Raw genomic sequence first — 26,581 nt, 5'->3', positions numbered from 1 at the left:
CGGCTTGCCTGCGCAACATTGCATGACTCTCCGGAGAAACGACGTGAGCAATCTGATCATTCGCAAGGTGGCCGTGCTCGGCGCCGGCGTGATGGGCGCGCAGATCGCCGCGCACCTCGTGAACGCGAAGGTGCCGGTGCTGCTATTCGACTTGCCGGCCAAGGAAGGTCCGAAGAACGGGATCGTGCTGAAGGCGATCGACAACCTGAGGAAGCTGTCGCCGGCGCCGTTCGGTGTGAAGGACGACGCGCAGTTTATCCAGCCCGCGAACTACGATGACGATATCGCGAAGCTTGCCGAATGCGATGTCGTGATCGAGGCGATCGCCGAGCGGATGGACTGGAAGCACGATCTGTACAGGAAGGTGTCGCCGCATCTCGCGCCTCACGCGGTCTTCGCGTCGAACACGTCGGGCCTGTCGATCACCGAATTGTCGCAAGGCTTCTCCGACGAACTGAAGGCGCGCTTTTGCGGCGTGCACTTCTTCAATCCGCCGCGCTACATGCACCTGGTCGAACTGATTCCGACCACGCACACGCGGCCCGACATTCTCGACCAGCTCGAAACCTTCCTGACCAGCGTCGTCGGCAAAGGCGTCGTGCGCGCGAAGGACACGCCGAATTTCATCGCCAACCGCGTCGGCATCTTTTCGATTCTCGCGACCATCGCCGAGGCCGCGAAGTTCGGCCTGCGCTATGACGAAGTCGACGACCTGACCGGCAGCCGCCTTGGCCGCGCGAAGTCGGCGACCTTCCGCACCGCGGACGTGGTCGGTCTCGACACGATGGCGCACGTGATCAAAACGATGCAGGACAACCTGGCCGACGATCCGTTCTTTCCGGTCTACGAGACGCCCGCGGTACTTGCCGAATTGGTGAAGAAGGGCGCGCTCGGCCAGAAGAGCGGCGCGGGCTTCTATCGCAAGGACGGCAAGACGATCAAGGTGCTCGACCCGCAGGCGGGCGATTACGTCGAAAGCGGCGCAAAGGCCGATGAGCTGGTCGGCCGCATCCTGAAGCGGCCGCCGGCCGAGCGCCTGAAGCTGCTGCGCGAATCGGATCACAAGCAGGCGCAGTTTCTGTGGGCGATTTTCCGCGACGTGTTCCACTACATCGCGGTGCATCTCGAATCGATCGCAGATAACGCACGCGATCTCGACTTCGCCGTGCGCTGGGGCTTCGGCTGGAACGAAGGTCCGTTCGAAGGATGGCAGACAGCCGGCTGGAAGCAGGTCGCCGAATGGGTGCGCGACGATATCGCGGCGGGCAAGGCGCTGTCGAATGCGCCGTTGCCGGCGTGGGTGTTCGATGGCGCGGTCGCGGAAAAGGGCGGCGTGCACACCGCCGAAGGGTCGTGGTCGCCTGCGGCGAAACGCTTCGCGCCGCGCTCTTCGCTGGCGGTATATGACAAGCAGGTGTTCCGCGCACCCCTCGCCGGCGAAGCGGGACGCGACCCGAAGACCTACGGCAAAACACTGTTCGAAAACGACGGCCTGCGCGCGTGGGTCGACGACCGCGCGGGTGAAAACGATGTCGTCATCGTGTCGTTCAGAAGCAAGATGAACACGATGGGACCGGCGCTGCTCGACAGCCTCGTGCAGGCCATCGAGCTTGCCGAGCAGGACTACAAGGGCGTGGTGATCTGGCAGCCGACTTCGCTGAAGCTCGGCACGCCGGGCGGTCCGTTCTCCGCGGGCGCGAATCTTGAAGAAGCCCTGCCCGCGTTCATGAAGGGCGGTGCGAAAGGCATCGAGCCGTTCGTGCAGAAGTTCCAGCAGACAATGCTGCGCGTGAAATACGCGAACGTGCCGGTCGTGACGGCCGTGTCGGGTATCGCGCTCGGCGGCGGCTGCGAGCTGATGCTGCAAAGCGCGAAGCGCGTTGCGCACGTCGAAAGCTATGTCGGTCTCGTCGAAGTCGGTGTCGGCCTGCTGCCGGCCGGCGGCGGCCTCAAGGAGGCCGCGCTGCGTGCCGCCGAAGCCGCGAGCGCTGTTGGCGCGAGCGCGAGTGATCTGCTGAGGTTCCTGCAGAAGTCGTTCGAAAACGCCGCGACCGCGAAAGTGTCCGGCTCCGCGCTCGAGGCGCGCACGATGGGCTATCTGAAGCCGTCGGACACGATCGTGTTCAACGTGTTCGAACTGCTCGACGTGGCGAAGAAGGAAGCGCGCGCCCTGTCCGCGGCCGGCTATCGGCCGCCGTTGCGCGGCGCACAGGTGCCGGTCGCGGGTCGCTCGGCCATTTCGACCATCAAGGCGCAGCTCGTCAATCTGCGCGATGGCCGCTTGATCAGCGAGCACGATTATCTGATCGCAAGCCGCATCGCCGAAACGATCTGCGGCGGCGACGTCGAAGCGGGCAGCATGGTCGACGAAGCGTGGCTGCTCACGCTCGAGCGCCGCGCATTTATCGAACTGCTCGGCACGCAAAAGACGCAGGAACGGATCATGGGCATGCTGCAAACCGGCAAGCCGGTGCGCAACTGAGCGGCGGACCAAGGAGCAATCACATGAGCAACAAGCAATTGCAGGACGCATATATCGTCGCCGCGGCGCGCACGCCGATCGGCAAGGCGCCGCGCGGCATGTTCAAGAACACGCGCCCCGACGAACTGCTGGTGCACGCGATCCGCGCAGCGGTCGCGCAGGTGCCGGGGCTCGATACGAGCGTGATCGAAGATGCGATCGTCGGCTGTGCGATTCCGGAAGCCGAGCAGGGACTGAATGTCGCGCGCATGGGCGCGCTGCTGTCGGGCTTGCCGAACACGGTCGGCGGCGTGACGGTCAACCGCTTCTGCGCGTCCGGACTGACCGCGCTGGTGATGGCTGCGGACCGCATCCGCGTTGGCGAATCGGATGCGATGATCGCGGGCGGCTGCGAATCGATGACGATGGTGCCGATGATGGGCAATAAACCGTCGCTGTCGCCGCATATCTTCGATCGCGGCGAGGATGTCGGCATTGCGTACGGGATGGGGCTGACCGCAGAGCGTGTGGCGGAGCGCTGGAAAGTGAGCCGCGACGCGCAGGACCAGTTCGCATTGCAGTCGCACCAGCGGGCGCTCGCGGGCCAGCAAGCCGGCGAGTTCAAGGACGAGATCGCGCCGTACACGCTCGTCGAGCGCTTCCCCGATCTCGCGACCGGCGAAGTGCGCGTGAAGACGCGTGAGGTGTCGCTCGATGAGGGTCCGCGCCCGGATACGTCGATCGAAGGGCTCGCGAAGCTGCGTCCGGTGTTTGCGAACAAGGGGTCGGTGACGGCCGGCAACAGCTCCCAGACGTCGGATGGCGCCGGTGCGCTGATCGTCGTGTCGGAGAAGATGCTCAAGCAGTTCAATCTGACGCCGCTCGCGCGCTTTGTCAGCTTCGCGGTGCGCGGCGTGCCACCGGAAATCATGGGCATTGGGCCGAAGGAAGCGATTCCGGCCGCGCTGAAGGCCGCGGGTCTCAAGCAGGATGACATCGACTGGATTGAGCTGAACGAAGCGTTTGCCGCGCAATCGCTCGCGGTGATCCAGGATCTCGGTCTTGATCCGGCAAAGGTGAACCCGATCGGCGGCGCGATTGCCCTCGGCCATCCGCTGGGTGCGACCGGCGCGATCCGGGCTTCGACGGTCGTGCATGCACTGCGCCGCCGCAACTTGAAGTATGGGATGGTGACGATGTGCGTCGGCACCGGCATGGGCGCGGCGGGGATCATCGAGCGCCTTTAATCGCGTGTTTTTAATCGCAGGGCAACGGCGAGTCACGCGACGCGCCGTTTCTTTCACCGCCACGCACAGCCACGCACAGGAGACGGCATGGACATTCTGGTCGAACGCGCCGAAGGCGTGATGACGATTGCGATCAACCGACCCGCCAGAAAGAACGCGATCACCGCCGCGATGTATCAGACGATGGCGGACGCGCTTGCCGACGCGCAGGCCGACGCCGCCGTGCATGCCATTCTTCTGCGAGGCAGCGCGGGCATCTTCAGTGCAGGCAATGATCTCGAAGATTTCCTGAAGACGCCGCCGGTCGGTGAAGACGCACCGGTGTTCCGTTTCCTGCGCGCGATCAGTTCGGCGGAAAAGCCGCTTGTCGCGGCGGTGGCGGGCGTGGCGGTCGGCATCGGCACGACCATGCTGCTGCATTGCGATCTCGTCTATGCAGCCGATACGGCGACATTCGCGTTGCCGTTCACGCAGCTCGGTCTGTGTCCGGAAGCGGCGTCATCGTTGCTGTTGCAACGGGTCGCCGGCTATCAGGCCGCAGCCGAAAAGCTGCTGCTCGGCGAGGCGTTCGACGCGCGGGAAGCGCAGCGGATGGGTTTCGTGAACCGGCTGCTGCCAGCCGGTGAAGTCGATGCATTCGCGTTTCAGCAGGCGCGGAAGCTCGCGGCGTTACCGGCTTCGTCGCTGCGCGCGACCAAGTCGCTGATGAAGCGCGCGAGCCAGCACGAGGTGCACACGCAAATGGCCGAAGAGGCCGTGCACTTCGCGAAGATGCTGCTCGCGCCGGCTGCGCGCGAAGCATTCAGCGCGTTCTTCGAAAAGCGCAAGCCGGACTTTCGCTCCGTCTCGTAGCGCCTGCGCCGTTGCGGCGCGCGGCGCGGCGACGCGATCCGTCACACCCTGTCACACGGTGTCGTAGTCGACGTAGCTGTTTTCGCGGCAGAAGCTGACGAGCCGCACACCGGCTTCCCGCGCGATGGCAATCGCCAGAGACGACGGCGCCGAGATCGTCGCGAGCATCGGCACGCCGACGCGCGCCGCCTTGCGCACCAGCTCGTAGCTTGCGCGGCTCGACAGGAACACGAAGCCGTCTTTCGTGTCCGCGCGGTCGAGCACCAACTGGCCGATCAGCTTGTCGAGCGCGTTGTGGCGGCCGACATCCTCGAACGCATAGCGGATCGCGCCGGTCGCATCGCACCACGCGGCGGCGTGCAGCCCGCCGGTGAGGCGGGTCAGTGCCTGATGCGCGGGCAGTTCGCGCGCCGCACGCGCGATGGCGTCGGGCGCGAGACGCTGCAGGAAGCCGGTATCGGGCACGCGCTCGGGCTGCAGATCGAGCAGGTCGATGCTCTCGATGCCGCACACGCCGCAACCGGTGCGGCCAGCGAGCGCCCGGCGCTTCTCCTTCAGTGCGACGAACGCTTGTTGCACGACCGTCAACTGCACTTCCGCATACGGGAGTGTGCTGTCCGCGTTACCGTTTTCGTGCAGCTCAACCTCGATGTCCTGAATGTCGGCATTGCGATCGACAATACCTTCCGACACCGCAAAACCGACCGCAAACGCTTCCAGGTCGCGTGGCGTGCACATCATCACCGCATGCGAAATGCCGTTGAACACGAGTGCGACCGGCCACTCCTGGCCGACGTGGTCGTCGACGGTCTCGATCGCGCCGCCGCGGTGCCGGCGTACCGGCTGCTCGATCGTGCCGGGCTGGCCGGCGGTTTCCAGTGGGTTCAAGCGCGACTCCTCGTGTGGCCAGCCGCTGGTGTGTGGCCAATAAGGTTCTAAAATACCTCAAGCCGGCTTTGCTTGCGCGGCGGTCGCCGCCAGCGCAGCCCGCCGTTTGCGATCCGTCACTTCCGGCCGCCACTTCCGAGGATCCGCCATGGGACTGAACGAAGCGCCTCTGCTGTTTCACTTCGAAGTCGAGTCTTCGGAGAATCTGACCTTCATACCGATGTGCGTACGCTTCAATCTCGATCGTTTCGGGCTGCGCATTTCGCTTGCACAATGGCAGATGCTGCCGCACGAAGATCGCACGCTGCTCGCGCGCTTCCCGGTCGAAGAGGACACCGCGATCGAGCCGAACTTCGATCACGCGCTCTTCGAAATGATGCGCACCCATGCGAACGTCGAGCCGGACTGGTTCACGCCGGAAGATGCGCCCGCCTGGCGCGCCATCGATACCGTGCCGGACGGCGTTGTGCATCAGGCAAACGTTGCACAGCTTGTCGCGCCGAGCACCGAGCAATGGGCACAGCTCGAGCCGTTCAAGCGCTACGTGCTCGCGAAGCTGTCGCGCAAGCCAGAAGGGAATCACGATTTCGTGCCTGCGATGAAGGAATTCGGCCTCGCGCGCTGATTTTGCGGCATTTTTTCTGCTTTTTGCCGTCCCGCCCTCAACTCGTTCCGAACGCTGCCGTTATCCATGGGTTGGCATGTGAAGGTGCCACGTCGGGTGCCACATCGGGTGCCGGATCGATGCGCCCGCGTGCTCGCAAAAAATGATCGATTCGCCGACGCGCGTCGCCCGCAGGACGAACGACCTTCGGAACCCATGAATCCAATTCTCTCGAAGCGGCTCCTGATCAACCTCGCGATCGTCGCCTCGGCGGTCGGCGCCAATGCATTTATTGCGTACACGCAGATCCGCGCGCAACGCGACGTCGACGCCCACACGATCCGCGCGACGAGCATCCGGCAGAATCTCGACGCGTACCGCGCGAAAATCGAAGATGGCCTCGCGCTGCTCGGGCGCTACCAGACGGCCGGCGTCGCGGTGCCGGACGGCGCGGCGAGCGCCATGAGCGCATCGATGGCGCGGCTCGAAGACACGTTACGCAGCCAACTGGCCGACGACCCGCCGATGCTCGCGATGTTCGGCACGCTGACCGCCGACAGCCGCGTGCTGCAAAAGAGCATTGAGGACGCGCTGTCGCACGCGCAGCAACACGCCACGTTGGGGGTGCCGGACGATCAGCGCGTGTGGGCCGCGACCGCCTACACCCGCTTGGGCATGGATGTGGACCAGCTCGAATCGGGCCTGTCCGTGTTGCGGCACCGCGAAGATCTCGCGCTCGATGCGACGCTTGCCCAGTCGGCCCGCGATACGCAACGCGCAACCTTGCTGCTCGTGCTCACGATGCTGGCGGGTGGCGCGCTATTGATCTACACGTTCGGTGCGCGCGAAAGCAAGGAGCGTGAGCGCCTGCGCGTCGTGCGGGCGTTGCGGCGCCATGACGAGCGCTTTCGCGGACTGTTCGACGAGCATCCGGTGCCGATGTACATCTTCGATCGCGAGTCGCTGCGCTTTCTCGCGGTGAACGCGGCGGCGGTTCATCAATATGGCTACTCGGAAGGCGAGTTCCTCGAGATGACGATCCGCGCGATCCGCCCGTCGAGCGAGATTGCGCGTCTCGAATCGCATTTGCAGCGCAGCGAAGCCGCGCCGCGCACCGGCCGTACGGTGGCCGGAATCTGGCATCACCGGCGCAAGGACGGCTCGTTGATCAGTGCGGACATTTCATATCACCCGCTCACGTTTATGAGTCGCTCGGCGATGTTCGTGCTGGCCGCCGACGTGACCGACCAGATCAATGCGGAAGCCGAAGCGCAGCGCTCGAACCAGATGCTCGAGACGGTGATCGACAATATCCCGCAGCGCGTGTTCTGGAAGGATCGCGAATCCCGTTATCTGGGTTGCAATATGGCGTTTGCGCGCGACGCGGGCCTCGCGTATCCGGAGCAGGTGGTCGGCAAGACCGACGCCGATCTGCCATGGCGCGAGTTCGCCGATGATGTGCGTCTGCACGACGCCGAAGTGATCGAATCGGGCGTGCCGAAGATGAACTACGAGTTCGATATGGTCGTCGACGGCGAATACCGCACCACGATCACGAGCAAGCTGCCGTTTACCGATAGCGACGGCCGTGTGATCGGTGTGCTCGGCTCGTACACCGACATCACGCAGCGCAAGCGCGCCGATCTCGCGCTGCGGCTGCAAAGCCGCGCGCTCGACGCGAGCGTGAACGCGATCCTGATTACCGGGCCGGCGGAGGGTGGCAACGTCATCGAGTACGTGAACCCCGCGTTCAAGCGGATCACCGGCTACGATCCGGCCGAGGTGATCGGCCAGGACTGCCGCCTGCTGCAACGTGACGACCGCGACCAGGAAGGCGTCGCGGCGATTCGTCAGGCGCTGGCGGCGAACCGCGAGGTCAGCGCGGTGCTGCGCAACTACCGCAAGGACGGCGCGCTGTTCTGGAATCAGCTGTATATCGCGCCGGTGCCCAATACCGATGGCGAAACGACGCACCATATCGGCGTGATCAACGACGTGACCGCGCTGATCCGCTATCAGGAGCAACTCGAATATCAGGCGAACTACGACAGCCTCACGCGCTTGCCGAACCGCAATCTGTTGCGCGACCGGCTGCAGCATGCGCTGGTGGTCGGACAGCGCCATCAGACCGGCCTTGCCGTCGTGTTTATCGATCTCGACGGCTTCAAGAACGTCAACGACAGCCTGGGACACAGCGTCGGCGACCGGCTGCTCGCGGTGGTCGCGGACCGGCTTGCGCGCTGCGCGCGCGCGACCGACACCGTTGCGCGGCATGGCGGCGACGAGTTTGTCGTGGTGCTGTCCGACACGTCCGACGAGCAGTCGCTGATCGCGTGGATGGAGCGGGTGCGGGTGACGATCTCGGAGCCGGTATGGCTCGATGGCACCGAGTTGTACGTCGGCTGCAGCATGGGCGCGAGCCTGTTCCCGCAGGACGGCGACGACGCCGAAACGCTGATGAAGAAGGCCGACCTCGCGATGTACCGCGCGAAGGACATGGGCCGCAACACGTTCCAGTTCTATCAGCCGGAAATGAACGCGAGCGCGGGCGCGCGAATGAATCTCGAACGGCGGCTGCGCCGCGCGCTGCGCGACAACGAATTCCTGCTGCACTATCAGCCGCAGGTCGATATCAACACCGGGCAGATCGTCGGCGTCGAGGCGCTGGTGCGCTGGCGCGACCCGGAGGTTGGCCTCGTGCCGCCGTCGTCATTTATTCCGGTCGCGGAAGAAAGCGGCCTGATCGGGCCGTTGTCCGAATGGGTGCTGCGCGAGGCATGCCGGCAGAACAAGGCTTGGCAGGATGAAGGGCTGCCGCCCGCGCGCGTGTCGGTGAACCTGTCGGCGCGGCATTTCCAGCAGCGCAATGTCGCCAAGCTCGTCAAGCAGGTGCTCGCGGAAACCGGCCTCCAGCCGCGGTATCTGGAACTCGAGCTGACCGAGAGTACGATCATGCGCAACGCGGAAGAAGCGGTGACCATGCTCAACGAACTGCACGCGCTGGGTATCGGTCTGGCGATCGACGATTTCGGGACCGGCTATTCGAGCCTCAGCTATCTGAAGCGTTTCCCGGTCGACCGGCTCAAGATTGACCGCTCTTTCGTGTCCGACATCGGCGTGTCGAACGACGACGAGACGATCACGTCGGCGATCATCGCGCTCGCTCATTCGCTGAAGATGCAGGTGATCGCGGAAGGGGTGGAGACTTCCGCGCAGCTCGATTTCCTGAAGGAGCGTGCGTGCGACGAGATGCAGGGCTTTTTCTTCGCGAAGCCGCTACCGCGTGACGCGATTCCGCAGATGTTGCAGCAGGGCGTGGGTGCGGTGGCTGTCGCACCGGTCAGTGCATGATCAATCGACCGCCGGCAGCGCGCGCGGCCGGCGGTCGCTGTCGGTCGCGACATACGTGAGGGTGGCTTCGGTGACCTTCACCACTTCCTGCGCGAAACTCATCCGCTGCGCGTAGACCTCGACCTCCACCGTCACCGATGTGTTGCCGGTCTTGACGATGTCGGCATAGAAGCTCAGCAGATCGCCGACGAACACCGGTTGCTTGAATACGAACGAATTGACCGCGACCGTCGCGACCCGTCCGTTCGCGCGCCGGCTGGCCGGTATCGAGCCGGCGATGTCGACCTGCGCCATGATCCAGCCGCCGAACACATCGCCGTGCACGTTCGCATCGGAAGGCTGCGGCACGACGCGCAATGCACAGGACTTCTGCGGGAGTTGGGTGAGGTCGGTCATCGGGGTGTCCATCGGAAAGGTGAGCCGGTATCGTGAATCGACGCGCAGCGCGGCGCTCCAGCTTCTGCGACAATATAGGGATCAGGAATTGTACGGGAAAGCGCACGCCCTGGTCAGGCGTCCCGCGCGAGCGGCGTACCGATGCGGCTGTCGCAGGTTCGGTCCGCACAGGCAAACAGGTCGTTCGGCCGGTCCGTGTTTCCCCATAACGTCAATGCGTCGTCTCGCCCCACTCCGAGAACCCGCGCCGATCTCGAACCAGCCGCGCAACGACTGGCAGACGATCGTGTCGCTGCTGCCTTATCTCGCTACCTACAAGTGGCGCGTGGTGTTCGCGCTCAGTTGTCTGATCGGCGCGAAGGTCGCGAACCTCGGTGTGCCGGTCGTGATGAAGCGCATCGTCGACGGTCTCGCGTCCGTCCAGCATCTGACCGCGCTGGGGCGCGCCGAACACGCGCCGGGCATCGTGCTGTTAAGCGGCGTCGGGCTGCTGGTCGTTGCGTATGCGGTCGTGCGGCTTTCCACGTCGCTCTTCACCGAGCTGCGCGAAATGCTCTTTTCGAAAGTCACCGAAAGCGCGGTGCGGCAGCTCGCGCTGAAGGTGTTTCGCCATCTGCATTCGCTGTCGCTGCGGTTTCACCTCGAACGGCAGACCGGCGGCATGTCGCGCGATATCGAACGCGGCACACGCGGCATCACCCAGCTTATTTCGTACTCGCTATACAGCATCCTGCCGACGCTCGTCGAAGTCGGGCTCGTGCTCGGCTATTTCGTCGTCCGGTACGAGGCGTACTACGCGATTGTCACGCTGATCGCGCTCGCGGCCTATGTGACGTACACGGTGAAGGTGACCGAATGGCGCACGCATTATCGCCGCACGATGAACGAGCTCGATTCGCGAGCGAACTCGCGGGCCATCGATTCGCTGCTCAACTACGAGACCGTCAAGTACTTCGGCAACGAGGAGTGGGAGGCGCAGCGTTACGACGAGAACCTGAAGCACTTCAGAACGGCGGCCATCCGCTCGCAGAAATCGCTGTCCGCGCTCAACTTCGGGCAGCAGGCGATTATCGGCATCGGCCTCGTGTTCATTCTGTGGCGCGCGACGCAGGGCGTGATGGCCGGCCGGCTCACGTTGGGCGACCTCGTGCTGATCAACACATTCATGCTGCAGCTCTACATTCCGCTGAATTTTCTCGGTGTCGTGTACCGCGAGCTGAAGCAGAGCCTCACCGACATGGACCGGATGTTCACGCTGCTTGCCGCGCCGCGCGAAGTGGCCGATGCGCCGCACGCGTCGGCGCTGACGGTGAGCGGCGCGGAAGTGCGCTTCAGTAACGTGAATTTCGGCTACGAAGCGGCGCGGCCCATTTTGCACAATGTGAGCTTCACGATTCCCGCGGGCACGACGACAGCGGTGGTCGGCCACAGCGGCTCGGGCAAATCGACGCTCGCGCGGCTGCTGTTTCGCTTCTACGATCTGGATCGCGCACAGGGCGGTGCGATCACCATCGATGGCCAGGATATTCGCGATGTGACGCAGGATTCGCTGCGTGCGTCGATCGGCATCGTGCCGCAGGACACGGTGCTCTTCAACGACACGATCTACTACAACATCGCATACGGCAGACCGGCGGCGAGCCACGACGAAGTGATCGCCGCGGCGCGCGCCGCGCACATTCACGATTTCATCGAAAGCCTGCCGCGCGGGTACGACACGCCGGTCGGCGAGCGCGGCCTCAAGCTGTCGGGTGGCGAGAAGCAGCGCGTCGCGATCGCGCGTACGTTGCTGAAAAACCCGCCCGTCCTGCTATTCGACGAAGCGACCTCGGCGCTCGATTCGCGCTCCGAGCGCGCGATCCAGCACGAGCTCGATCAGATCGCGCGCGAGCGCACCACGCTGATCATCGCGCACCGGCTGTCGACGGTCGTGCACGCGCAGCAGATCATCGTGATGGACCGTGGGCGGATCGTCGAACGCGGCACGTATGCGGAGCTGCTCCGGATGGGCGGCCTGTTCGCGCAGATGTGGGCGTTGCAGCAACAGCGTGCGGAACAGGCGCAGAAACGGAACGCCGAACAGCCGATCGGTGGCGAGCGCGCAGGCGCGGAGCACGTCGGTGAAGGGCACGCCGGCGAGGACCGCGTCGCGCGCTAGGCGTGATGCCGGCAGCGGAAAGCCGGTGGTTGGTCGGGCGTGTTTGCGCTATTCCCGCTCTATCCCGCGTCGCCCGCGCGTAGCGCGCGATCGAGCGCCAGCAACTGCGCGGGCGTCCCGACATTCTCCCAACGCCCTTCATACAACTCGCCGCTCGCGCGGCCTTGCGCGATCGTGTCGCGATAGTAGGGCGTCAACGCGCGCCGTGTGCCGCGCGGCAGATCGCGGAACATACGCGTGTCGTACACGCCGATGCTGCCGAATGTGAAGCGCGGCGCGCCATCGAGCGACAGCATGCCGTCGCGCAGCGCGAAATCGCCGTCAGGATGAAACGCCGGATTCGGCACCATCACGAGATGCATGCCGGGCGCGGGCAGCGATGCGAGCCGCGCGGCGTGCCGATGCAGCATCCGGTAGTCGAAATCCGCATAGACGTCGCCGGCCACCCCGACGAATACTTCGGCGCGGCCCGCGGCTTCGATCAGCGGCAGCGCTTGTGTAATGCCGCCCGCCGTCTCCAGCGCCTCGCCCTCGGCCGAATAGCGTAAGCGCACGCCCCAACGCGCGCCGTCACCGAGCGCCGCTTCAATCCGCTCGCCCAGCCACGCGTGATTGATCACGATCGTACGCACGCCGGCGGCCGCGAGCCGCTCGATTTGCCAGACGATCAGCGGCTTGCCGCCCGCTTCGAGCAGCGGTTTCGGGCAGCTGTCCGTGAGTGGACGCATCCGTTCGCCGCGGCCCGCGGCGAAGATCATCGCGGTCGTCAACAGGTTGGGGGTGGCCGGTGTCGTCATCGGTCAGAACGTATAGCCGACTTCGGCTGCGCGGCCTTCGAGATCGTCGAGCAGTTTCGCGAACGGCGCGAGCGGCGCGTAGCGTTGCGCGACCTTGCGTCCGTATTCGATGAAGCGCGGCAGGTCTTTCATATAGTGGGGCTTGCCGTCGCGATAGTGGATCCGGCAGAACAGGCCCAGCACCTTGATATGCCGCTGCAGGCCCATCCATTCGAGCTGCCGGTAGAACTCGCCGAAATCCGGATCGACCGGCAGGCCGGCCTTTTTCGCGTGCTCCCAGTAGTACGCGAAGCAGTCCAGCTCGAAGGACTCGTCCCAGCTGAGAAACGCGTCACGCAGCAGCGATGCGACATCGTAGGTGATCGGTCCGGTCACCGCGTCCTGGAAGTCGAGCACGCCCGGATTCGGGCTCGCGATCATCAGGTTGCGCGGCATGAAATCGCGCAGCATGAATACCTGCGGCTGGGAACGGGCGCTTGCGACCAGCAGCGCGAAGGTGCGATCCAGCACGCCGCGCGTGGCCGTGTCGACTTCGCGGCCGAGATGGCGCGCGATGAACCATTCAGGCATCAGCTCCATTTCCCGGCGCATGAAGGCTTCATCGAACGGCGGCAGCACGTCTTCGCGCGAGCTGGACTGCCAGCGGATCAGCGCATCGAGCGCCTCGCGCATCAGGCGGCGCGCATTGCCTTCGTTCAGCGCGCTCAGATACGGCTCGGTCCCCAGATCGGTGACGAGCATGAAGCCCGCGTCGAAATCGGCTTCCAGTACGCGTGGCACGTGCACGCCCGCGGCTTCGAGCAACCCGGCCACCTGCACGAACTCGCGGCATTTCTCCGGCGGCGGCGCGTCGACGGCGATCACCGTGGCGGCTGCCTGCGGCCGTTGAGCGGCAAACGGCGCCGCGCGGCCGGCGAGCCGGAAATAACGGCGAAAGCTGGCGTCGGCGGAAGCGGGGGCGAGCGTGGCGAGATCGAGACCGTAGCGGTCGGCGTGCGTGCGAAGCCAGGCGGTCAGCAGCTCGAGGCGGTTGGATGGGGAGTCGGAGCCTGATGGGGAAGCAGAAGCGGAGCTCGGCGTCATGAAAACCTGGGCCAAAAACGGGATTAAGAACGTCTTGCCATATAATACCCCACGACTTTTTTGACGCGGCTCGCGCCAGCCTTCGCATATCTCGTTTGACCGCCTGCCTCACCGCTGGAATAGATCGAACAATTTGCGCAAATCCGACTTCGGCAATCCGACTGCGCCGGGTCGCTTGTGCAGGCGGTAACTGTGACTGCATGAGCTGATGGTCGGGCCGATTCGCCAAACGAATACATGCCGCCTAGACAGCTTTTCCGAATCCCCTCCTCTTGCGACGGCTTGCCGCGCACAAGGCGGCTTGTCGCGGCACTGGTTGCCGTGCCGGGCCTCTTTCCTGCGCTTTCGTATGCCCAGCTGGCAGGCGTTGCGGCGCAGGCGCAGCGGCTCGACTCGCCATGGGATTTGCGGCTCGCCCCGCAGCTCGAAGACCACACGCTGCCGAACGGCGAGCGTGCCGCTACCTTCGTTCTCAGCGATTCAGCGACCGGCACGGTCGATCGCGACATCGCGGCGAAAGGGTCGGCGGAAGTGCGTCAGGCCACCTCGGTCATCAAGGCGGACGCGCTGCATTACGATCAGGATACCGACATGGCCGACGCGTACGGCAGTGTCCGCCTGAGCGGCAATGGCGCGCTCTTCCTCGGTCCTGAGGCGCACCTGAAAGTCGAGTCGAATGAAGGTTTCATGACCGCGCCGAAGTACCATTTCACGGCCACCGGCGGTTCGGGCAGCGCGCAGCGCGTCGATCTGCTCGACAGCGAGCGCTCGGTTTTTACGCAGGGCACGTATACGGCGTGCCAGTGCGAGAGCAATCCGGCGTGGTACATCAAGGGCAGCGAGTTCGACTTTGACACGGGCGCCGAAGAAGGCGTCGCGCACAATGGCGTGCTGTTTTTCCAGGGCGTGCCGATCTTCGCGAGCCCGTGGATGTCGTTTCCGCTGTCCGGCGATCGCAGGAGCGGCCTGTTGCCGCCCACTTTCTCGCTGAGCTCGAATAACGGTTTCGAGCTGTCGCTGCCGTACTACTTCAACATCGCGCCGAACCGCGACCTGACGGTGACGCCGCGCATCATTTCGCGGCGCGGTGTGCTGACGGATGTGAACTACCGGTATCTGTCGCCGACCTACAGCGGCTCGTTCACTGGCCAGTTCCTGCCGGACGACGCGATCACGAAGACCAATCGCTACGCGCTGTACATCCAGCACAACCAGAACTTCGGCAACGGGTTCGGCGGCTACGTCTATTACAACAAGGTCTCGGACAATACCTACCCGGAAGACCTGTCGTCGTCGACGAGCCAGTTCCTGAACGGCACGCAGCTGCTGTACCAGCAGGAAGCCGGCCTCACGTACAACAACGGTCCGTGGTCAGTGCTGGCCCGCGAGCAGCACTGGCAGACGCTGGAGGGCTCGACGCCGCCGTACGGCCGCGAGCCGCAGTTGAACGTGAAGTACACGAAGTTCAACGTCAACGGCTTCGACTTCGGAGCCGAGGCCGATTACTCGCGCTTCCGGATCACGGCCGACAACATGACCGAAGGCGACCGGGTCGTCTTCAATCCGTACCTGTCGTATTCGGTGGTGGGGCCGGGTTACTTCATCACGCCGAAGGTGCAATACCACTTCGCGGCGTACGACCTGAGCAACCTCGGCACGAATTCGGTCGCCGGACAGCCGAAGAACTTCACCGAATCGATTCCGACGTTCACGTTCGATACCGGGCTGATCTTCGACCGCTCGGTGCGCATCTTCGGGCAGGACTATATCCAGACGCTCGAACCGCGGCTGTACTACGTGTACACGCCGTTCCGCAATCAGGAGGATGCGCCGCTTTTCGACACGGCCGACTCCGACTTCGGCCTCGCCGAGATCTTCACGCCGAACACGTTCGTCGGTAACGACCGGATCGCCGATGCGAACCGCCTGACGGCCGCGGTCACGACGCGCTTCATCAACGCGGCGACCGGCGACGAACGCGCGCGCTTCGTGATCGCGCAGCAGTACTACTTTACGGATCAGCGCGTGACGCTGCTGCCGGGTCAGTCGCAAACCACCGCGCACCATTCGGACCTGATCGCAGGGGCCTCGGTCAAACTCGGCGCCGGTTTCGCGTCGGAAACCGCGTTCCAATATAATGCTGACAACAATCAGCTGGTGAAATCCAGCATTGGTTTCGGGTTCAGTCCCGAAACGGGCAAGGTGATCAACCTCGGCTACCGCTACACGCGCGCGAACACGACGCTCGATAACCAGCCGATCAACCAGATCCTTGTCTCGGGGCAATGGCCGCTGTCGCACCGGGTGTTCGTGGTGGGGCGCGTCAATTACGACATGCAAGGTCACCGGCTGGTCGACGGCCTGTTCGGCATGCAGTACGACGCCGACTGCTGGACGCTAGGCGTCGGTGTGCAGCGCTACGCGAACGGGGTCAACACGTCGGGTCTCGCAACTTCCGCAACGCGGTTTCTTGCGCAGTTGACGCTCAAGGGTTTGTCGAGCGTCGACAACGGGCTCGTGACCGCGTTCCGTTCGAGCATCGCCGGCTATACGCCGCCGCCGCCGCCGCCGCCGCCTGAATCGCGGTTCAACAATTTCGAGTGACGGTTTCGGCCGCTTATAAAATGCGAAGAGACGGGCTGCGAATATGCAACATCCGCCCGACATCATTGGAGTATCTGTGGGAATCATGAAAAAGCTTCGTTTGGCAACGTTCGCGACCGGGGTCGCGGCTGCCGCGTTCTTCCTGCCAGCGGGGCCTGCGCACGCTCAGGCTCTCAATAACAGCAGTGGCCAGACAATCGATACGATCGCGGCCGTTGTCAACAATGGCGTGATCACGCAGCGCGAGCTCGACGAGCGCATGGGACTGATCACGCGCCGGCTGAATCAGCAGCACGCGCCGATTCCGCCTGCGGACCAGTTGCGCCAGCAGGTGCTGAACCAGATGGTGCTCGAACGCATCCAGCTGCAAAAGGCACGCGAAGACAACATCACCGTCGATGACGCAACCGTGCAACGGACGCTCGAGCGTCTCGCGCAGGCGAACAACATGACGCTTGCGGTGTACCGCGCGCGCATCGAGGCCGAAGGCGTGCCATGGACGACCTTCACCGGCGATGCGAAGACCGAACTGATCCTGTCGCGGCTGCGCGAGAAGGAAGTGGACAGCAAGGTCACCGTGTCGGACGCGGAAGTCGCGAACTACATTGCGAGCCAGCGCGGACCGACCGCCGGCTCGACGAACGACCTGCGCTTCGAGCATATCCTCCTGAAGGCGCCGCTCAATGCGTCGCAAACCGATATCGAAGCCGCGCAGAAGAAAGCCGACGATCTCCTCAAGCAGGCGATGAGCGGCAGCGGCGATGATTTCGAAAAGCTTGCGAAGTCGAATTCGCAGGCCACGGACGCGAGCAAAGGCGGCGACATGGGCTTCCTGTCGCCGTCGAAGCTGCCGCCGGAATTCGTCACGGCGGCGTCGACTCTGCGTGCGGGGCAGGTGAACCCGTCGGTGATCCGCACCAGCGACGGCTTCGAGATCGTGCGCCTCGTCGACCGCCGCACCGGCCAGGGCGTGACAGGCGATTCGGCAAGGCTTGTGCAAACACATGTGCGACACATTCTGCTGCGTGTCGGCGACGGGCAGTCGGAGCCGCAAGCGCGCGAGAAGCTGCTTGAGATCAAGCAGGAAATCCAGCAGGGCGGCGACTTCGACAAATTCGCGCGCACCTATTCGCAGGACGGTTCGGCGTCGCAGGGCGGCGATCTCGGCTGGGTGAGCCCCGGCGAGACTGTGCCGGAATTCGAGCGGGCGATGAACAGTCTGCAGGACGGTCAGATCAGCGACCCGGTACGGACCGAATACGGCTACCACCTGATTCAGGTGCTGGGCCGCCGCGAAGCCGAAGGCTCGGTCGCGCAGCAGATGGATCTGGCGCGCCAGGCGATCGGCCAGCGCAAGGCGGAGCAGGCGTACGCGGACTGGCTGCGTGAACTGCGCGATACCGCGTATGTGGACTATAAGACCGTGCCCGCTACCCTGCAGTAACTTCGATCATGACGCCTGCCACTTCGTCTTCGGCACCGCATTCGGCCCCATCGCGTATCGTCATCACCACCGGTGAGCCGGCGGGCGTCGGTCCCGAGCTGACCGCGCAAGCGCTCGCGGCGGCCGGCGCGCATTGGCCGGATGCGCATTTCACCGTGCTCGGCGATGCGGCGCTGCTGACGGAGCGCGCGCAGGCGGTTGGCATCGATTGGAGCGCATTGCAAGGGCGGCGCATCGACGTTCTGCACCATCCGCTTGGCGCGCCGTCGCGGCCGGGCAAGCTCGATGCGGCCAATGGCCGCTACGTGCTGGCGCTGCTCGATACCGCGATTGATGGCGCGCTCGCGGGCCGCTTCGATGCGATCGTCACCGCGCCACTGCAAAAGAGCACGATCAACGATGCCGGTGTGCCGTTCACTGGCCACACCGAATATCTCGCTGAACGCACCCAGACGCCGCATGTCGTGATGATGCTCGCCGGCACCGGCCAGCGTCCGCTGCGCGTTGCGCTCGCGACGACGCACCTGCCTTTGAAGGATGTGGCGGCAGCGCTTAGCGTCGCGGGAATCGTCGATACGCTGCGTATCATCGATCACGATCTGCGCCATCATTTCGGCCTGCCCGCGCCGCGCATCCTGGTTACTGGCCTTAATCCGCATGCGGGCGAGAACGGCTATCTCGGCCACGAGGAAATCGACGTGATCGCGCCTGCGCTCAAGCGGGCGAACGCGATGGGCATCGATGCACGCGGACCGTATCCGGCTGACACGCTGTTCCAGCCGCGCTATCTGACCGAAGCCGATTGCGTGCTCGCAATGTTCCATGACCAGGGTCTGCCGGTGCTGAAGTACGCAACCTTTGGCGAAGGCATCAACGTAACGCTCGGTTTGCCGATCATTCGCACGTCGGTCGACCACGGCACCGCGCTCGACCTGGCCGGCACCGGCCGCGCGGACGCCGGCAGCCTGATCGCCGCGATCGATACCGCGGTGTCGATGGCGCGCCATCGGCGCGCCGCCTGACTCCCTCAATACATTTTCGATGTCATCCAGCAGACCGCACCCGAGCCGGCAGCACCAGGGCCATTTCGCACGCAAGCGGTTCGGGCAGAACTTCCTCGTCGATCTCAGTGTCATCGATTCGATCGTCAATCTGATTCGCCCGCAACGCGGTGAGCGGATGGTCGAAATCGGTCCGGGCCTCGGCGCGCTCACCGAGCCGCTGGTCGAAAGGCTCGCGACACCGGACTCGCCGCTGCACGCGGTCGAACTGGACCGCGATCTGATCGAGCGGCTCAGGAAGCAATTCGGCGAGCGGCTGCGGTTGCATGAGGGCGACGCGCTCGCGTTCGATTTCAGCGCGCTCGCGGTACCCATTGAGTCCGGCACGCCGAATCACAAACCGTCGCTGCGCATCGTCGGCAATCTGCCGTACAACATCTCGAGCCCTCTGCTGTTTCATCTCGCGACGTACGCGCAGTGCGTGATCGATCAGCACTTCATGCTGCAGAACGAAGTGGTCGAGCGGATGGTTGCGGAACCGGGCAGCAAGGCGTTTGGCCGTCTGTCGGTGATGCTGCAGTACCGGTACGTGATCGACAAGCTGCTGGATGTGCCGCCCGAGTCGTTCCAGCCGCCCCCGAAAGTCGACTCCGCGATTGTGCGAATGATCCCTTACGCACCGCACGAGTTGCCGGATGTCGACGAGGCGACGCTCGGCGACGTCGTGACCGCCGCGTTTTCGCAGAGGCGCAAGATGTTGCGCAATACGCTGGCCGGGTATCGCGACGTCATCGATTTTGACGCACTTGGCTTCGACCTCGCGCGACGCGCGGAGGATGTGCCGGTCGACGAATATGTGCGAGTCGCGCGGGCGGTGTCGGATTCGCGCGCTTAAGCGAAGTCGCCCGATCATTCAATCTCTTATCTCATTTGCGTTGCATTCCTAAGTAAGTGAGCGGAACCGAGGTTTTCAGACTAGTCCTATAAGGCGATAGGTCGCGGGGTTTCTATACTTCAGCGCACTGTTACCCGTGCGTCGCGATACAGCTGATTGGAAGAATTCTTGATGAATTATTTCCTTTCAAATTATTTAGGATTGAAAAATGAATAAGAGCCGGCAGGTCGTATGGAATGAATTGAGGTTGACGCCCATTCGGGCGGCGGCGTTGAAAATGGCTGAAGACCGGACAAGGCAAGCGTCGACACGTACGACGGTCACGGCCGGCATCGCGATGATTGTATTGAGCGTCGCGGGCCTGTCGGCATCGGGACCCTCGTTCGCCAGCGCCATTACGATTAACGACACGGACAAGGCAACGGGGCAAAACTGTACAACGAGCAACGCCGGCAGCGGTACCTGGTCGGTCGTCGGAGGCTGCTTTGCGAATGCGGGTGTCAAGGATGCCCCACACAATCTCGGCGAGACGGTGGTCGGCGCGTACGGCTATGTGCCGGCAAACGTCAGCTTTGCGTCCGGGTTCGGCTTTAGCAGCCAGATCTTCTCGTACTATGGCAGCGCGGTCGGCGCGGCGTCGTACGTCGCGAGTGGCGCGCAGAACAGCGTCGCGCTCGGCACCGGGTCCGTCGCGACCGAAGCGAACACGGTGTCGGTCGGCCGGGTCGGCGACAATCCGCTGAAGGGCACGTATGGCAATGGCGGTGACGGCAATTCGTCAGATACCGCATTGCTTAACCAGAATCTCACCGGCTCGCTAACGCGGCGCGTGACGAACATGTCGGCGGGCATCAACAATACGGACGCGGTGAATGTCGGGCAACTGAAGGCAGCGGGCCTGAATATCGACACGTCGGGCAATCCGACCAATGCATTCGTGGCCTATGACGACATGGCCAAAGGCAAGATCACACTTGCCGGAGGCACGAGCGGCACGACGATCACGAATCTGGCCGCGGGCGCCGTCGGCGCCGGCAGCAGGGACGCGATCAATGGCGCGCAACTCTACAACTCGGCGTCCAGCATCGCGGCGGCGCTCGGTGGCGGCTCGTTCGTCAATGCCGATGGCGGCATTACGATGCCCCGATACAGCGTAGGAGGTGACACGGTGATCGGCGTGGACGGTGCGGTCGATGCACTCGACCAGCGTATTACCGACGCGTCGGCAGCGGCAGCCGATATCTCGACGAAGCTCAAGTTCATCAAGTTCGGCGATACATCCGCGCAGGATGCCACTGCGTCGGGCGCCAATGCAGTGGCAATCGGCGGCTTTGCGCAGGCCACCGGCGACAATACCTTGGCGATCGGCGCGAACGCGCGTGCCACCGCGGTCAATTCGATCGCGATCGGCGCGGGTTCGTCGACGAACCAGAGCAACACGTTCGCGGTAGGCTCGAATACGGCGAAGCGTCGCATCGTGAACGTCGCGGATGCAGTGAACTATAGCGACGCGGTGACATTCGGCCAGATGAACGCGGCGATCGCCGCGGCTATCCCGGGCACAGGTGGCGACACCAGCAACGGCACGTTGCTGCGCGCGGCGGCCGTCAGAGCCAATGTCGGCGCAGCGCCTCAAACGGATCCGGCGGATCAGGTCGCCTATGACAGCGCCGCTCACGATCGCGTCACGCTCGGCGGAACGGGCAGTAGCGCACAGGTGCAACTGACCAACCTGCAGGACGGGGACCTGACGGCAACCAGTACCGATGCGGTCACCGGCGCGCAACTCTTCGCGACGAACCAGCAGATTGCGTCCCTCGGCCAGGCCGTGCAGAACTACAACGCAAACGGCTCCGCCTATATTTCGGCGAGCACGGTCGATGGTCCCGCCGCGGCCACGGGTTCGAATTCGTTCGCGGCTGGAGGCGGCGCTCAGGCAACGGGCAACGATTCAACCGCGCTCGGCGACCGCGCGCAGGCGGCCGGCTCCGCTTCCGTCGCACTCGGTTCGCAGGCGCATGCAACAGCGAACAACTCGGTCGCACTCGGCGCGAACGCGGTCGCGAGCCGCGACAATACGGTGTCGGTGGGCGCGCCGGGCGCGGAGCGTCAAATTGTCAACGTGGCGGCGGGCGTGCAAGGCAGCGACGCGGTCAACGTCAATCAGCTGAACGCCGCGGTCGCGAATACGAACCAGCAGATTTCCGGTCTGCAAGGCCAGATCAACGACGTCGCAAAAGGCGCGAACGCGGGCACGGCCGCCGCGATGGCGGTCGCGGGTCTGCCGCAGCCAACGCAACCCGGCAAGACGATGGTCGCAGTCGCGGGAGCGCGCTACGGCGGCCAGTCGGGCGCCGCATTCGGCGCATCGTATGTGACGCAGAACAATAAGTTCGTGGTGAAGCTGTCGGGTAACACCAGCACCAATGGCAACGTCGGATTTGTCGCGGGCGCGGGTTTTCAGTGGTGATGCCCGCGTATAACGGCGCCGTGTAGCAGACCGACGTCGCCATCCTGGCTCCATCACGGGGCGCGTGCATCGATCGACTGCGTCGCGCGCGCTCCGCCCCCGCCGCTTGCCACTTCGTCACGGGCGTTTTGCTACGCCACGCTACGCTACGTTACGTCACGCCGAGCCGCGGCGTACCAGCACCGCGTTGTGTCACGGAGCCTTTCGACGGCATCCCGCTTTGGCGTGTCACGCGCCTTACATATTTCGCACATCCCGCCTTACGTCAGGCATTATTCTGCGGACTCCGCAGTTGCCCCGCCGTTTCCCCGCCGTTCAGAACCCATTCAGGCCGCATAAGCACGTCCCGCACCTCAAGGAGACGGCATCGTGAAGGTCCGCAGATGGTTAGTCATGCTGTTGCCGGCGTCGGCGCTATCGGCGCTGCCAGGTTCGCCGTTGCATGCGCAGTCGAGCGTCACGCTGTACGGCATCGTCGATGAAAGCGTGCGCTATCTGACCCATACGAACACGGCCGGCGATTCGACCCTCGGTCTCGGTACCGGTGGCATGAGCGAAAGCCGTTGGGGGCTCAGAGGCACCGATGATCTCGGCGGCGGCTGGAGCGCTTTTTTCAGGATCGAGAACCGCTTCACCATCAATACCGGGCAAAGCGACCCGACACTGCCGTTCTTCAACGAAGCGCAGGTCGGCGTGCAGTCGCCTTCATATGGACGACTCATTATCGGTCGGCAGCCGAACGTGCTGATCGAGGGCATCACGATCGGCGGCTATGGCAGTAATCCGTGGATTCCATACGATTTCAGTTTTCAGCCGGAAGTCACGATGTCAGGTGGCATCTGGACCAGCAACCAGGTGCAGTATCAGGCTCGCGTGGCCGGCGTGACGTTTGCCGCCGGCTATGCGTTCGGCGGCGTCGCGGGCCACCTGTCATACGGCTCGCAATACGGCGCCGCGGTGGCCTGGTCGCCGAAGGACGGTCCGCTCAATCTCGGCGGCGCGTACGAGGAAACGCGCGATTCGCTGAACGGTAGTACCGCGAAAGCATGGACGTTCGGTGGCGCGTTCGTGTGGGACGGCACGCGTGCGGCGCTCGGCTATATCGTCAATCGCAACGATGTGGGTTTTTCGAACTTCGCTAACGGGCCGTTTACCGCGCCGGTGCTCGCCGCGCTCAAGTACACCGATTTCTCGCGGCGCCGGATGATCTTCGGCGGCGTCACACAGGCACTCGGCGATGCGTGGCATCTCGCGCTCAATGTATGGCGCACGCTGCAGGACGGCAAAACCGACGCGCAGGATGGCTCCGCATGGCAGTGCCAATTTGTCGCTGACTATAGCCTTTCGAAACGCACTGACGTCTATGTCGAAGCCGACTACGCGCTCTATCGCGGCGACCTGATCGGCGCGCAGTTGCAAGGCGTCAACAGCGTAGGGCTCGCGCAGAAGAGCACGCAGGTCGGCCTGATGGCTGGCTTACGGCATCTGTTCTGAGCGTCGCGGCGTCAGCGCGGACAGCGCTTTTTCGGTACGTTTACGTCCTCCACACCACGCAATGAGGAGTTCACGATGCGTCTTCTCCATACGATGCTTCGCGTCGGCAATCTGGACCACTCGATCAAGTTCTATACCGAGCTGCTCGGCATGAAAGTGCTGCGCCGCCAGGACTACCCGGATGGCAAGTTTACGCTGGCGTTCGTCGGCTATACCGATGAGCGTGAGGGCACGGTCATCGAATTGACGCACAACTGGGATACCGGGTCGTACGACCTGGGCGCGGGTTTTGGCCACCTCGCGATCGAAGTCGAAGATGCGTATGCCGCGTGCGACAAGATCAAGGCACAGGGCGGCACGGTGGTGCGCGAAGCCGGCCCGATGAAACATGGCACGACGGTGATCGCGTTTATCACGGATCCGGACGGCTATAAGATCGAGTTCATCCAGAAGAAGTCTTGATGCTGTAGCGAAGCGCGGCGAGCGATCGCGCGCCGCGACGCCCGTTCACGCTGCAACGTCAGCCTGTTCGCGACGTCGCAACGCGCGCCTCGATCTAAAGTGCGGGCAGCAGTTCAGGCGGATGGTGCTTGAGTGTTTGCCGCGCTTCGCGGAACTCGGGGAAAATCGATTCGACGGTTTGCCAGAAGCGCGGGCTATGATTCATTTCGCGCAAGTGCGCGAGCTCGTGTGCGACCACATAGTCAATGATCGACACCGGAAAGTGAATAAGCCGCCAGTTCAGGCGAATCTTGCCGTCGCTCGAACAACTGCCCCAGCGCGTCGCTGCCGACGATAGCGCATAGGCGCGGTAGTTCACCCCCAGCTTTGCCGCGTAAATCGCGAGGCGTTCGCCGAACAGCCGCTTCGCCTCGCTTTGCAGCCAGCCTTGCACGCGGTCCTTGATCTGCTGCGGGTCCGCCTGCATCGGCAACGGCAGCGCGAGCGCCGCATGTTGCGCATCGAACAGCAGTGTGCCGTTGGGTGCGCCGAGCGTCACGCGTACCGGCTGCCCCAGATAAGGTACTTGCGCGCCATCCTTCCAGTCCACGCGCGGCAATGCGCGTTGCTCGACACGCGTTTGCCATTCGGTGAGCTTGGTGAAAATCCAGCGCTGCTTTTCCGCGATCGCGGTTTCGATATCGGTCAGCGTGACCCAACGCGGCGCAGTGATCGTGAGACCGCTGCTGTCGATCGCAAAGCCGATCGAGCGGCGCGACGAGCGCTTCAGGTGGTAGTACAGCGAACGTGAGCCCAGCGCGATGTGGCGCAGCTTCGTGCCATCGGGCGCAAGTGGAACCGCCGGCGACGGCTGCGGCGATGACTCGGACTTGCCGGGCGCTTCGAAGAGCGGCAGATCGAGTTGCCGGCTATCGAGCGCCGCAGCGGGTTGCGGCTTGGAAAACTTCTGCATCGGACTCGCTTCACGCTAAAACGCCGTCTCGATGACGAACAGACGGCGTGCGCGCGTCAGGTTTGCGCGGCGGCAGGCGCATTGTGCCTGGCGCCATAAGCGGCAGGATCGATGCGCCGCATCTCGGCTTCGATCCATGTTTCGACGCGCATGTTCACTTCGTCGGGCGTGAGCCCGCGCGTATCGATCGGCTTGCCAATCGACACCGTGACTATACCCGGATATTTGATAAACGAGTTGCGTGGCCACACACGCCCCGCGTTATGGGCGATCGGCACGACGGGCGCACCTGTTGCGACGGCGAAGCGCGCGCCGCCCGTCTTGTACTTGCCTTGCCTGCCGGTCGGCGTGCGCGTGCCTTCGGGAAACATGATGACCCACGCGCCTTCTTCCATCCGGTGTTTGCCTTGCCTCGTTACCGACACGAAAGCGTTCTTGCCTTCCTTGCGGTTGATATGAATCATCTTCAGCATGCCGAGCGCCCAGCCGAAGAACGGCACGTAAAGTAGTTCACGCTTGAAGACGTAGCACAGCGGCCGCGGCATCAGCGCGGGAAACGCAACGGTTTCCCACGCGGACTGATGTTTCGACAGCAGCACCGCCGGGCCGTCCGGCAGATTCTCGACCCCTTGCACCGAATGGCGGATGCCGCTCAAGCCGCGCAGCACCGCGAGCACCGTGCGGCACCAGCCGACCGCCATCCAGTAGCGCCGGTCGGCATGCATGAATGGAAACGCGAGAAAGCAGGCCGTCGCGTACGGCATCGTGAAGACGATGAAGAAGACGAACAGCAGCAGGGAGCGTAAAAAGCGCATCGGTCAATTCAATGAGTGTGGCTGATGCGCCGCGTGCGCATCATTCCTGTTCTTCGGCAAGGTAGTCCAGCGCGAACGCGCGGAGGTCGTCGTGGATGCGTGTGCCATCGGGCAGGCCGCCCGCGGCGAGGGTCTCACGCCCTTTGCCGGTCAGCACCAGATGCGGCGTAAAACCGAGTGCGGCGCCCGCTTGCAGATCGCGCAGCGAATCGCCGACTGCGGGCGTGCCCTTGGGATCGACGTCGTAGCGCTCAACGATCATCTTCAGCATGCCGGGTTTCGGTTTGCGGCATTCGCACTGGTCTTCGGCCGTATGCGGACAGAAGAAGACCGCGTCGATGCGCGCACCGACCGTCGCGGCCATCCGATGCATCTTTTCGTGCATCGCGTTGAGCACCGCCATGTCGAACAGGCCGCGCCCGATGCCCGACTGGTTGGTCGCGATCGCGACGCGGTAGCCGGCCTGGTTGAGTCTTGCAATCGCCTCGAGACTGCCGGGCAGTGCGACCCATTCGTCCGGCGACTTGATGAACGCTTCCGAATCGGCGTTGATCACGCCGTCCCGGTCCAGCACCACCAGTTTCTTTGCGCTAGCCATGGTGTGGGC

20 protein-coding genes are annotated in these 26,581 nt (G+C 63.9%); 13 read left to right on the top strand and 7 right to left on the bottom strand.

Annotation, left to right across the window (positions count from 1 at the left end; all coding sequences use genetic code 11):
• Positions 1–43: 43 nt before the first annotated feature.
• From HV796_RS15805 to HV796_RS15795, 3 genes are all read left to right on the top strand, one after another.
• Positions 44–2,482, top strand: a complete 2,439-nt coding sequence (locus tag HV796_RS15805) for a 3-hydroxyacyl-CoA dehydrogenase/enoyl-CoA hydratase family protein (RefSeq protein WP_175227442.1) — start codon at positions 44–46, stop codon at positions 2,480–2,482.
• A gap of 23 nt (positions 2,483–2,505) precedes the next feature.
• The gene (locus HV796_RS15800; protein ID WP_175227441.1) at positions 2,506–3,708 is read left to right on the top strand and encodes an acetyl-CoA C-acyltransferase; all 1,203 of its coding nucleotides are present in this window, start codon (positions 2,506–2,508) and stop codon (positions 3,706–3,708) included.
• Positions 3,709–3,795: 87 nt separating this feature from the next.
• Entirely contained in the window at positions 3,796–4,560 is a 765-nt protein-coding gene (locus HV796_RS15795) for an enoyl-CoA hydratase (RefSeq protein ID WP_175227440.1), read from the top strand.
• A 51-nt stretch (positions 4,561–4,611) separates the two neighbouring features.
• Here the strand turns inward: HV796_RS15795 and fdhD are convergent, their stop codons facing one another.
• Entirely contained in the window at positions 4,612–5,448 is an 837-nt protein-coding gene (gene fdhD, locus HV796_RS15790; protein WP_175227439.1) for a formate dehydrogenase accessory sulfurtransferase FdhD, read from the bottom strand.
• Between the two features lie 148 nt (positions 5,449–5,596).
• On the opposite strand from fdhD, the gene HV796_RS15785 reads away from it, so the two are divergent.
• Positions 5,597–6,073, top strand: coding sequence for a nitrate reductase associated protein (locus tag HV796_RS15785; RefSeq protein WP_175227438.1), 477 nt, complete (start codon positions 5,597–5,599; stop codon positions 6,071–6,073).
• 195 nt (positions 6,074–6,268) lie between these two features.
• Entirely contained in the window at positions 6,269–9,403 is a 3,135-nt protein-coding gene (locus HV796_RS15780; protein ID WP_175227437.1) for a sensor domain-containing protein, read from the top strand.
• Here the strand turns inward: HV796_RS15780 and HV796_RS15775 are convergent, their stop codons facing one another.
• Positions 9,404–9,799, bottom strand: a complete 396-nt coding sequence (locus HV796_RS15775) for an acyl-CoA thioesterase (RefSeq protein WP_175227436.1) — start codon at positions 9,797–9,799, stop codon at positions 9,404–9,406.
• 214 nt (positions 9,800–10,013) lie between these two features.
• Between HV796_RS15775 and HV796_RS15770 the strand changes: the two genes are divergently transcribed.
• Positions 10,014–11,957, top strand: a complete 1,944-nt coding sequence (locus HV796_RS15770; RefSeq protein WP_246355885.1) for an ABCB family ABC transporter ATP-binding protein/permease — start codon at positions 10,014–10,016, stop codon at positions 11,955–11,957.
• Between the two features lie 59 nt (positions 11,958–12,016).
• Here HV796_RS15770 and murU read toward each other — a convergent pair whose 3' ends face one another.
• Both murU and HV796_RS15760 read right to left on the bottom strand, forming a co-directional pair.
• On the bottom strand, positions 12,017–12,754 hold the full coding sequence (murU, locus tag HV796_RS15765; protein ID WP_175227435.1) for an N-acetylmuramate alpha-1-phosphate uridylyltransferase MurU: 738 nt from the start codon (positions 12,752–12,754) through the stop codon (positions 12,017–12,019).
• 3 nt (positions 12,755–12,757) lie between these two features.
• Positions 12,758–13,837, bottom strand: coding sequence for an aminoglycoside phosphotransferase family protein (locus HV796_RS15760; RefSeq protein ID WP_175227434.1), 1,080 nt, complete (start codon positions 13,835–13,837; stop codon positions 12,758–12,760).
• 237 nt (positions 13,838–14,074) lie between these two features.
• On the opposite strand from HV796_RS15760, the gene HV796_RS15755 reads away from it, so the two are divergent.
• The 7 genes from HV796_RS15755 (at position 14,075) to gloA (ending at position 24,207) form a co-directional block, all read left to right on the top strand.
• The gene (locus HV796_RS15755) at positions 14,075–16,441 is read left to right on the top strand and encodes an LPS-assembly protein LptD (protein ID WP_175227433.1); all 2,367 of its coding nucleotides are present in this window, start codon (positions 14,075–14,077) and stop codon (positions 16,439–16,441) included.
• A 76-nt stretch (positions 16,442–16,517) separates the two neighbouring features.
• On the top strand, positions 16,518–17,885 hold the full coding sequence (locus HV796_RS15750) for a peptidylprolyl isomerase (RefSeq protein WP_175227432.1): 1,368 nt from the start codon (positions 16,518–16,520) through the stop codon (positions 17,883–17,885).
• Positions 17,886–17,893: 8 nt separating this feature from the next.
• Positions 17,894–18,907: a 4-hydroxythreonine-4-phosphate dehydrogenase PdxA gene (pdxA, locus tag HV796_RS15745; RefSeq protein ID WP_175227431.1), complete on the top strand. Its 1,014-nt coding sequence runs from the start codon at positions 17,894–17,896 to the stop codon at positions 18,905–18,907.
• A gap of 19 nt (positions 18,908–18,926) precedes the next feature.
• Positions 18,927–19,781, top strand: coding sequence for a 16S rRNA (adenine(1518)-N(6)/adenine(1519)-N(6))-dimethyltransferase RsmA (rsmA, locus tag HV796_RS15740; protein ID WP_175227430.1), 855 nt, complete (start codon positions 18,927–18,929; stop codon positions 19,779–19,781).
• Positions 19,782–19,989: 208 nt separating this feature from the next.
• Entirely contained in the window at positions 19,990–22,251 is a 2,262-nt protein-coding gene (locus HV796_RS15735; RefSeq protein WP_175227429.1) for a YadA family autotransporter adhesin, read from the top strand.
• Between the two features lie 393 nt (positions 22,252–22,644).
• Positions 22,645–23,745, top strand: coding sequence for a porin (locus tag HV796_RS15730; RefSeq protein ID WP_175227495.1), 1,101 nt, complete (start codon positions 22,645–22,647; stop codon positions 23,743–23,745).
• Between the two features lie 75 nt (positions 23,746–23,820).
• Complete coding sequence (gene gloA, locus HV796_RS15725) at positions 23,821–24,207, top strand: lactoylglutathione lyase (RefSeq protein WP_175227428.1); 387 nt, start codon at positions 23,821–23,823, stop codon at positions 24,205–24,207.
• 94 nt (positions 24,208–24,301) lie between these two features.
• Here the strand turns inward: gloA and HV796_RS15720 are convergent, their stop codons facing one another.
• Genes HV796_RS15720 through gmhB form a run of 3 tightly spaced genes read right to left on the bottom strand, consistent with a single transcriptional unit; the run spans position 24,302 to position 26,572 of the window.
• The gene (locus HV796_RS15720; protein WP_175227427.1) at positions 24,302–25,159 is read right to left on the bottom strand and encodes a M48 family metallopeptidase; all 858 of its coding nucleotides are present in this window, start codon (positions 25,157–25,159) and stop codon (positions 24,302–24,304) included.
• A 56-nt stretch (positions 25,160–25,215) separates the two neighbouring features.
• On the bottom strand, positions 25,216–25,974 hold the full coding sequence (locus HV796_RS15715) for a lysophospholipid acyltransferase family protein (protein WP_175227426.1): 759 nt from the start codon (positions 25,972–25,974) through the stop codon (positions 25,216–25,218).
• 40 nt (positions 25,975–26,014) lie between these two features.
• Positions 26,015–26,572: a D-glycero-beta-D-manno-heptose 1,7-bisphosphate 7-phosphatase gene (gene gmhB, locus HV796_RS15710; RefSeq protein WP_175227425.1), complete on the bottom strand. Its 558-nt coding sequence runs from the start codon at positions 26,570–26,572 to the stop codon at positions 26,015–26,017.
• Between the last annotated feature and the right edge of the window lie 9 nt (positions 26,573–26,581).

The organism is Paraburkholderia humisilvae (genome assembly GCF_902859855.1).
In the GTDB taxonomy this organism is placed as follows: Bacteria; Pseudomonadota; Gammaproteobacteria; order Burkholderiales; family Burkholderiaceae; genus Paraburkholderia; species Paraburkholderia humisilvae.
This window is presented reverse-complemented; position numbering and strand designations above follow the sequence as displayed.